This window comes from Cellulomonas sp. SG140, assembly GCF_025770785.1.
GTDB lineage: Bacteria > Actinomycetota > Actinomycetes > Actinomycetales > Cellulomonadaceae > Cellulomonas.
This window is the reverse complement of sequence record NZ_JANZLA010000014.1, coordinates 33,865-42,059: the sequence shown is the minus strand read 5'-3', so window position 1 is coordinate 42,059 and position 8,195 is coordinate 33,865. Positions and strand designations below refer to the sequence as shown.

The window sequence follows — 8,195 nt, the reverse complement described above, 5'->3', positions numbered from 1 at the left end:
GCCGGCTCGCCGACGAGCACCGGCGCAGCGCCGAGCACGCGGCGGCGCTCGCGGCGCTCGCGGCGGCGACCCGAGGGGCACAGTCCCGGACCGCGCCCGTGCTGGCGCAGGCCGAGGCGACCCTGCTGCGCTGCGCGCTGGAGCTGGCCGAGGCGGTGCTGGGCGTCGAGCTGTCCGATGGCCCCACCGGAGCCGTCGCCGCCCTCGCCCGGGTGGCGGCCGCCGACGTCGAGCCCGTGGTGGTGCGGCTGAACCCGGACGACGTGCGCGCCCTCGGCCCCGACCCCGAGCTGCCGGACGGCGCCCGGCTGGTGGCCGACCCCTCGCTGGCGCGTGGTGACGCGGTGGCCGACCTGCCGGACGGCTGGCTGGACGCCCGGATCGGCACGGCGCTGGACCGGGCGCGGGCGGCGCTGGAGTCCGGGGGTGCGGCATGAGCCTGCTGGACACCGTGCGGCCCGACGCCGCCGTCGTGCCCACCTGGGGGCGCGTGCTGACCGCCGCCCGGCCCGAGCGGGTGGGAACCGTGCGGTCCGTCGTCGGCCTGTCCGTCGAGGTGTCCGGGCTGGACGCGCCGGTGGGCGGGCTGCTGCGGATCGGGGACGGTGCCGAGGCGATCCCGGCCGAGGTGGTCGCCACGGCCGCCGGCGCCGTGCGGTGCCTGCCGCTGGGCCCGGCCGACGGGCTGCGTGCCGGGCTGCCGGCGCGGTCGACGGGCGGGACGCTGTGCGCGCCGGTGGGCCGCGGGCTGCTGGGTCGCGTGCTGGACGGGCTGGGCCGGCCGATCGACGGGCGCGGACCGCTGCGGGCCGACGGCTGGCTGCCGGTGGAGCACGCCGCACCGCACCCGCTGGAGCGCGCCCGCGTGGACACCCCGCTCGACCTGGGCGTCCGCGTGCTCGACACGCTGGTGAGCGTCGGCCGCGGGCAGCGGCTGGGCCTGTTCGCCGGGTCCGGCGTCGGCAAGTCGAGCCTGCTGTCGATGATCGCCCGGGGCACCGAGGCGGAGGTCTCGGTGATCGCCCTGGTGGGGGAGCGCGGCCGTGAGGTGCGCGAGTTCCTCGAGGACGACCTGGGCCCGGAGGGGCTGGCGCGGTCCGTGGTGGTGGTGGCGACGTCCGACGAGCCGCCGCTGGTGCGGCTGCGGTCGGCCTTCCTGGCGACCCGCATCGCCGAGCAGCTGCGCGACGAGGGCCGGCACGTGGTGCTGATGATGGACTCGCTCACCCGCGTCGCGATGGCCCAGCGCGAGGTGGGCCTGTCCGTCGGGGAGCCCCCGGCCACCCGCGGCTACCCGCCGAGCACGTTCGCCATGCTGGCGCGGCTGCTGGAGCGCGCCGGCACCGGCCCGCGGGGCTCGGTCACCGGCCTGTACACGGTGCTGGTGGACGGCGACGACCACAACGAGCCGGTGGCGGACGCCGCCCGGTCGATCCTCGACGGGCACGTGGTGCTGGAGCGCCGCCTGGCGGTGGCCGGTCACTTCCCGTCGGTCGATGCGCTCGCATCGATCAGCCGGGTGGCCAACCGCGTGACGTCCCGCGAGCAGCGGGCCGCGGCCCAGCGGCTGCGCAGCGTGCTGGCGGCTCGGTCCCAGGCGCAGGACCTGATCGACGTCGGTGCCTACGTGCCGGGGTCCAACCGGCAGGTGGACACCGCCCTGGCCCACGCCGACGCGATCGAGGCGTTCCTGTGCCAGGACATGGCGGAGCGTGCGCCGGCCGAGCAGTCGTGGCAGCGGCTGTCCGCCCTGGTCGCGGCGATGGAGGGAGGCGCGGCATGAGCGTGTTCGGGCTGGGCGGGCTGCTGCGCGTGCGCACGTTCCGCGAGGAGACGGCCGCCGCCGAGCTCGGCCAGGCGGAGCGGCGCCGGCGCGAGCGGCGGGCCGCGGCCGACGACACCCTGCAGCGGCTGGCCGCGACCGGCGAGCCGGTCGACCAGGTCCTGTTCCACGCCACCATCGCGTCCCGGCTGGCGCTGTCCAGCCTGCTCGCCGAGCGCTCGGCCGAGGCGGCGGAGGCGGACCGCGTCGCGGACGAGCGCCGGGACGCCTGGTCGGCCGCGCGGCGGGACCTGCGGGCCGTCGAGCGGCTGGCGGAGCACCACGAGGAGCGCGAGCGCCTGGCCGAGGGCCGGGCCGAGCAGCACGTCCTGGACGAGGCGGCGGCCCGCGGTCGCACGGACGGCGGCGTCCCCGGACGCGACGACGAGGGGACGCAGGCATGAGCACGACGACGGTCACGCCGGCCGCCCCGGCGGTGCGGCCCGCCCGGTACGCCGCTGCGCAGACCAGCGGCAGCGGGTTCGACGACCTGCTGGCCGCACACCTGGCGAGCACGGCACGCAGCGTGCCGGCGCCGGGCGCCGACCGGGCCGACCGGGCCGACCGTGCCGACCGCGGCAGCGACGCCCGCCCCGACGCCCGCCCCGAGCGGGTGGCGGACCGCGGTGCCGACCGGGCGGTGGACCGCCGGGACCGGCCCGCCGGCAGGGGCACGCGTGCGGAGTCGGGGAGCGACGCGGTGACGACGGGTGGACAGGCGGACGGCGCGGCGGCGGGCTCGTCGGCCGCGTCGTCGGCGACCGGGTCCGCCGGCACGGCGACCGCGACGGCCACGCAGGGTGCGGCGACGCAGAGCACCGCCGTCCAGGGCACCGCGGCGCAGAGCGGAACCGCGCAGACGGCCGCCCAGCTCGCCGCGGCCGGTGCCGCGGTGACGACGACCACGGCTGCGGTCACGGCCACGGCGGCGGGGCAGGCGACGACGGCGGCATCCCCCGCTGCCGCGGTGCCGTCCTCGCCCGCCGTCGCTGGCGCGACCGCGGTCGGAGCCGGTGCAGCCGGGACCGCGGGCGCACCGACGGCCGGCACGTCGGCCAGCACCACCCTCCCGACGGGAGCCGGCGAGCCCGCCTCGGGTCAGCCGGGCCGCGTCGGTGCGGACCGGCAGACCCTCGCCGCCGGTGCCACCGCCGCTGCGGTCACCGCGACGCCGAGCGCGGGGAACGCCGCCGCCGAGACCGGCACCAGCGGCGCCCGGACCGCCGCCGACCACCGCGCACCGGACGCCCCCGCTGCGACCGCCACCGCGCCGGTCGGCACCGCGAGCCAGCCGGCCTCTGCCGTCCCTGACGCGACCGCGACCGCGACCGTGCGGGTGGACGCGGCCGGCACCACCGCCGCGCAGGCCGCCTTGCCGGTCACCGCCGCCTCCGCGCCGACTGTATCTGCGTCCACCGGGGCCGCGACGGCCGCCGCCCAGGCGGCGCCCCAGGGCTCGACGCCGCTGCCCGTCGCGGACCAGCTCGGCGCCCGACTGCGCTCGCTGACCGGCCTGGCCGCCGGTCACCACGTGCTGTCGGTCCCGCTGGACCCGGAGAACCTCGGCACCGTCCGGGTGGTCGCCCACATCACCGCCCAGTCCGTCCGGGTGGAGCTCGCCGGGGCGACCGACGCGGCGAAGGACGCCCTCCGCGGCGCCCTGTCCGACCTGCGCAAGGACCTGTCCGCCGCCGGCATCACGGTCGACACCGGGAGCTCCGGCCCCGACAGCGGTCGTCCGGGGACGGGCGGCCCGGCGGCCGGCCAGTCCGGCAGCCAGCCCGACGGCCGCTCGGGCGACCGTCATGGCGCACCGGCCCGGCCGTCGGACGACCGCACCGGACCGTGGACCGGCGCACCGGCCACCCAGCGCGGACCGGCACCCGGCGCCGGCGGGGTCCGGCCCGGAGGTCTCGACCTCCTCGTCTGACCCCCACCGCCCCCGGCCCCGCCGACCCTCAGCCCACCAGGGAGACCCGCATGAGCATCGACGTCTCGTACCTCACGTCCGACCGGACGGCCGCCACGGCCCCGAAGGACAAGACCCAGCTGGACAGCAAGGCGTTCATGCAGCTGCTGATCGCCCAGCTGAAGAACCAGGACCCCAGCTCGCCGATGGACACCTCGGCGATGATGACGCAGACCACCCAGATGTCGACCATGCAGAGCCTGACCGAGCTGACCACCAACGCTCAGGACCAGTTCGCGCTGCAGATGCGGGTGGCCGCCGCCACGCTCGTCGGCCACGACGTGACCTGGAACGACGCGAACGGCACCACCCAGAAGGGCGTCGTGTCCGGCGTCTCCTACACCTCCACCGTGCCGACCCTCACGGTCGGCACCACCGACGTCAGCCTCGACGCCGTCCGCACCGTCACCCCGTCCAGCACGTCTGCCGGCACCTCCGCCAGCGCCTGACCCGCTCCACCCGAAGGGACACCACCATGCTTCGCTCGCTCTTCTCCGGCATCAGCGGTCTGCGCAGCCACCAGACGATGCTCGACGTCACCGGCAACAACATCGCCAACGTCAACACCACGGGCTTCAAGAGCTCGCAGATCCAGTTCCAGGACACCCTCAGCCAGCTCGTCTCCAACGCCGGCGGTGCGCAGCCGGGCGCCGGCGTCGGCGGCACCAACCCGGCGCAGGTGGGCCTGGGCGTGCGGGTGGCCGGCATCACGACGAGCTTCTCGCAGGGGGCCTCGCAGCTGACCGGCCGCAGCACCGACATGATGATCCAGGGCGACGGGTTCTTCGCCGTCCGCAAGGGCGGCCAGACGTACTACACGCGCGCCGGGTCGTTCGACTTCGACTCCACCGGCCAGATGGTGCTGCCGGGGGAGGGTGCCCTGGTGCAGGGCTGGGCCGCCACCAACGGCGTCATCGACACCAACGGCCCGCTGACGGACCTCAAGGTGCCGGCCGGCACTCTCATGGCGGCGGTCGCCAGCTCCCAGGCCACGTACACCGGCAACCTCGACTCGGCCGCGGCCACAGGCACGACCATCACACGCGCCATCGGCGTGTTCGACTCGACCGGTAACGAGCGGCAGCTCAACCTGACCTTCACCAAGGCGGCCGGCGGCTGGTCGATGTCCGCCACGGACGGCACCAGCACGAACGCCTACGGCCCGGTGACGTTCGACGCGAGCGGCGCCCTCACCTCGCCGGGCACCTTCGCGGTCGGCGGTGTGACGGTCGACATCTCCAAGCTGACCGGTTTCGCCGGCCTGGACACCGTGGCGGCCAGCACGCAGAACGGTCAGGCGGCCGGCACGCTCCAGTCCTTCTCCCTCGGCAGCGACGGCACCATCACCGGTGCGTTCAGCAACGGGCTCAAGCAGGTGATCGGCCGCATCGCGCTCGCGTCGTTCACCAACCCGGCGGGCCTGGAGAAGGCTGGTGGCTCGCTGTTCACCACCACGGTGAACTCCGGCAACCCGCAGCTCGGCGCGGCCGGCACCGGCGGCCGCGGCACGCTCGCCGGTGGCGCGCTGGAGATGTCCAACGTCGACCTGTCCAGCGAGTTCACCAACCTGATCGTCGCCCAGCGCGGGTTCCAGGCGAACTCCCGCGTGATCACCACGTCCGACGAGGTCCTGCAGGAGCTCGTCAACCTCAAGCGCTGAGCCGCCTGATGGACGGTCTCTCCCAGATCTCGCAGATCTCCGCCCGGGTGCTGCAGCTGCAGTCCCTGGTGTCCGGCCCACCCGTCGTGGCTGGCTCGAGCCCCTCGAGCACAGCCACGGCGGTGGCCGGCTCGACGAGCAGCACCGCGTTCTCGGACGTGCTCGCGCAGGAGCTGGCGAAGTCCTCGTCGTCGTCGGCCACGGGAACCCTGGGCGCCAACCGGGTGCCCACCGACCTGGCCGCCTACGGCAACGGCCACGTGCCCGACTCCGCGCTCGCCCCGGTGGGGGACACCGGCAAGAAGATGTGGGCCCCGGCCGCCGCCGCGATGACCAAGCTGATCGCCGCAGCGAAGGCCGACGGCGTCACCGTCGGCATCACCGAGACGTACCGGCCGTACGACGAGCAGGTGCAGCTGGCCGCCACCAAGGGCCTGTACTCGCAGGGCGGTCTCGCCGCGAAGCCCGGCACCAGCGAGCACGGCTGGGGCATCGCCGCCGACCTGCAGCTGAACGGCGCCGCGCAGGCGTGGATGCAGCGCAACGCGCCGTCGTACGGCTTCCAGGCCGACGTGCCCGGCGAGAGCTGGCACTGGGCCTACCACCCGGCGGGCTGAAGTCCTCAGCAGGCAGGGCGCACGGCCGATCGGGAAGGCAACGAGCCCACGGACGGGCTCAACGGCATCCAGCCGAGTGCAGGGACCAGGGACGGGACCACCGTGATCATCGTGACGCGCCTCAACGGCGGACTCTTCGGGGTGAACCCCGATCTGGTCCAGCGCGTCGAGAGCGCGCCGGACACGATCCTGACGCTCATCGACGGCAGCAAGTACATCGTCGAGGAGTCGATGGGCGAGGTGATCTCCCGCATCACCGAGCACCGGGCGCTGGTGCTGGCCCGGGCCCGCCAGATCGAGACCGAGCGGCAGTCGGTGCACCTGGCGCCCGTGCCGTCGGACGACGAGCCCGAAGGCGGTCCGGACGACGAGCCCGACCCCCGGGGTCCCCACGACGAGGGCCGTGCCCACCTCCGGACGGTGCGCTGATGGATCCCGCAGGTCTGATCGGTCTGGGCGTCGCCCTCGGCACCGTCTTCGTGGTGATGCTCATCGAGGGCACGCCTCCCATGGCCATCGTGCTGCCCGGCCCGCTGCTGCTGGTGTGGGTCACCACGCTGGCGGTCGGCCTGATGGGCCACACGCTGAAGGACGCGATGGGCTCCTTCGCGGCGGTGCCCACGGCGCTGCGCAGCAAGGCGCCGGACCCGTCGGGCACCATCGAGACCCTGGTCAGCCTGGCGGACAAGGCGCGGCGGGAGGGCCTGCTCGCGCTCGAGGACGCGGCCCGCACCATCACCGACCCGTTCCTGCGCTCGGGCCTGCAGTCGGCGATCGACGGCACGGACCCCGAGGACCTGCGGATGATGCTGGAGGACCGGATCGCGTCCAAGCGCCGGCTCGACCGCATGCACGCCAAGTACTTCCACGACATGGCGGGCTACGCGCCGACCATCGGCATCATCGGCACCGTCATCTCGCTGGTGCACGTGCTGCAGAACCTGTCCGACCCGAGCAAGCTCGGCGAGTCGATCGCCTCGGCGTTCGTCGCCACCCTGTGGGGCCTGCTGTCCGCCAACGTCGTCTGGATGCCGCTCGGCAGCCGCATCCGCCGCATGTCCGACCTCGAGTGCGCCCAGATGGAGCTCGCGCTCGAGGGGCTGCTGGCCGTGCAGGCCGGTGCCAACCCCCGGCTGGTCGGCGAGCGGCTGCGCAGCCTGCTGCCCGACGACGCACGTGGTGCCGCCGGCGAGAAGAAGGCGGCATGAGCACCCCGCCGCGCCGTCGGCGCAAGAAGGTCGACGACGAGGAGCACACCAACGCCGAGCGCTGGGCGGTCAGCTACTCGGACATGATGACCGTGCTGATGGGCCTGTTCATCGTGCTGTTCGCGATCAGCCAGGTGGACCAGCAGAAGTTCACGGCGCTGCGCGACTCGCTGGCGACCGGCTTCGGGCAGGGCACGGTGCACAGCTCGGTGCTCGAGTCGAACCCGGGCGTGCTCGACGGCGTCAGTGCCGCGACGAACGCCAACGAGGTGGGGACCGCCGGCCTGGTCACCGCCGACAAGGGCCTGGGCCAGCAGGCGAGCGCCCCGCAGGCGGCGGGGGCGCAGCCGGCCGCGAGCTCGCCGACGACGGACCCGAAGCTGCTGCTCGCGGCGCGGGCCGAGGCGGCGCACCTGGAGCAGATCCGCGACGCGATCAAGTCGGAGCTCGGCGCCGTCGGCCTCAGCGACGCGGTGGACTACAAGATCACCGAGCGCGGTCTGATCATCGGCCTGGTCGCCCAGGACGTGTTCTTCGGCCCCGAGTCGGCCCAGCTGACGCCCACGTCCCAGCGGGTGATCGACACCCTCTCGCCCACGCTGCGCGGCATCACCGAGCAGGTGTCCATCGAGGGGCACGCCAACACGCTGCCGGTGTCCGGCTCGGGCAAGTACGCCACCAACTGGGAGCTGTCCTCCGACCGGGCCACGCAGGTGCTGCGCCGGCTGGTCGAGTCCGACGGCATGCCGGCGGACCGGATCATGGCGGTCGGCTTCGGTGACGCCCGCCCGGAGGTGCCGGGTGCCGACGACCAGGCGCTCGCGGCCAACCGGCGGGTGGACCTGGTGGTGCTGTCCAGCGCACCCGACGCCGTCCGCAAGCTGCTGCCGATCGTCGCGGCCGGCGGCTGACCCACCGA

10 protein-coding genes are annotated in these 8,195 nt (G+C 75.0%); all 10 read left to right on the top strand.

From position 1 onward, the window contains the following. On the top strand, positions 1-437 hold a 437-nt coding region (locus tag N0B34_RS17845; protein WP_263732630.1), incomplete at its 5' end, for a flagellar assembly protein FliH. Beyond that, a complete protein-coding gene (locus N0B34_RS17840) occupies positions 434-1,783 on the top strand; it encodes a FliI/YscN family ATPase (protein WP_263732629.1) in 1,350 nt (449 codons plus the stop codon). The genes N0B34_RS17845 and N0B34_RS17840, both read left to right, overlap by 4 nt. Beyond that, complete coding sequence (locus tag N0B34_RS17835) at positions 1,780-2,226, top strand: flagellar export protein FliJ (protein WP_263732628.1); 447 nt, start codon at positions 1,780-1,782, stop codon at positions 2,224-2,226. Before N0B34_RS17840 ends, N0B34_RS17835 begins: the two co-directional genes overlap by 4 nt. Next, on the top strand, positions 2,223-3,752 hold the full coding sequence (locus tag N0B34_RS17830) for a flagellar hook-length control protein FliK (RefSeq protein WP_263732627.1): 1,530 nt from the start codon (positions 2,223-2,225) through the stop codon (positions 3,750-3,752). Before N0B34_RS17835 ends, N0B34_RS17830 begins: the two co-directional genes overlap by 4 nt. Before the next feature lie 50 nt (positions 3,753-3,802). Then, positions 3,803-4,240, top strand: coding sequence for a flagellar hook assembly protein FlgD (locus N0B34_RS17825; RefSeq protein ID WP_263732626.1), 438 nt, complete (start codon positions 3,803-3,805; stop codon positions 4,238-4,240). A gap of 26 nt (positions 4,241-4,266) precedes the next feature. Then, the gene (locus N0B34_RS17820; protein ID WP_263732625.1) at positions 4,267-5,451 is read left to right on the top strand and encodes a flagellar hook protein FlgE; all 1,185 of its coding nucleotides are present in this window, start codon (positions 4,267-4,269) and stop codon (positions 5,449-5,451) included. An 8-nt stretch (positions 5,452-5,459) separates the two neighbouring features. Further along, on the top strand, positions 5,460-6,068 hold the full coding sequence (locus tag N0B34_RS17815) for a D-alanyl-D-alanine carboxypeptidase family protein (protein WP_263732624.1): 609 nt from the start codon (positions 5,460-5,462) through the stop codon (positions 6,066-6,068). A gap of 102 nt (positions 6,069-6,170) precedes the next feature. Further along, on the top strand, positions 6,171-6,497 hold the full coding sequence (locus N0B34_RS17810; protein WP_263732623.1) for a flagellar FlbD family protein: 327 nt from the start codon (positions 6,171-6,173) through the stop codon (positions 6,495-6,497). Further along, positions 6,497-7,276, top strand: a complete 780-nt coding sequence (locus tag N0B34_RS17805; RefSeq protein WP_263732622.1) for a motility protein A — start codon at positions 6,497-6,499, stop codon at positions 7,274-7,276. Before N0B34_RS17810 ends, N0B34_RS17805 begins: the two co-directional genes overlap by 1 nt. Then, positions 7,273-8,187, top strand: a complete 915-nt coding sequence (locus tag N0B34_RS17800; protein WP_263732621.1) for a flagellar motor protein MotB — start codon at positions 7,273-7,275, stop codon at positions 8,185-8,187. The genes N0B34_RS17805 and N0B34_RS17800 overlap by 4 nt, the downstream gene beginning before the upstream one ends. The last annotated feature ends 8 nt before the right edge of the window (positions 8,188-8,195 follow it).

Bases quoted from the DNA above. Each gene is read 5' to 3' on its own strand.
- N0B34_RS17840 (WP_263732629.1), top strand. From the start codon at position 434: ATGAGCCTGCTGGACACCGTGCGGCCCGACGCCGCCGTCGTGCCCACC.
- N0B34_RS17830 (WP_263732627.1), top strand. From the start codon at position 2,223: ATGAGCACGACGACGGTCACGCCGGCCGCCCCGGCGGTGCGGCCCGCC.
- N0B34_RS17835 (WP_263732628.1), top strand. From the start codon at position 1,780: ATGAGCGTGTTCGGGCTGGGCGGGCTGCTGCGCGTGCGCACGTTCCGC.
- N0B34_RS17820 (WP_263732625.1), top strand. From the start codon at position 4,267: ATGCTTCGCTCGCTCTTCTCCGGCATCAGCGGTCTGCGCAGCCACCAG.
- N0B34_RS17825 (WP_263732626.1), top strand. From the start codon at position 3,803: ATGAGCATCGACGTCTCGTACCTCACGTCCGACCGGACGGCCGCCACG.
- N0B34_RS17800 (WP_263732621.1), top strand. From the start codon at position 7,273: ATGAGCACCCCGCCGCGCCGTCGGCGCAAGAAGGTCGACGACGAGGAG.
- N0B34_RS17815 (WP_263732624.1), top strand. From the start codon at position 5,460: ATGGACGGTCTCTCCCAGATCTCGCAGATCTCCGCCCGGGTGCTGCAG.
- N0B34_RS17805 (WP_263732622.1), top strand. From the start codon at position 6,497: ATGGATCCCGCAGGTCTGATCGGTCTGGGCGTCGCCCTCGGCACCGTC.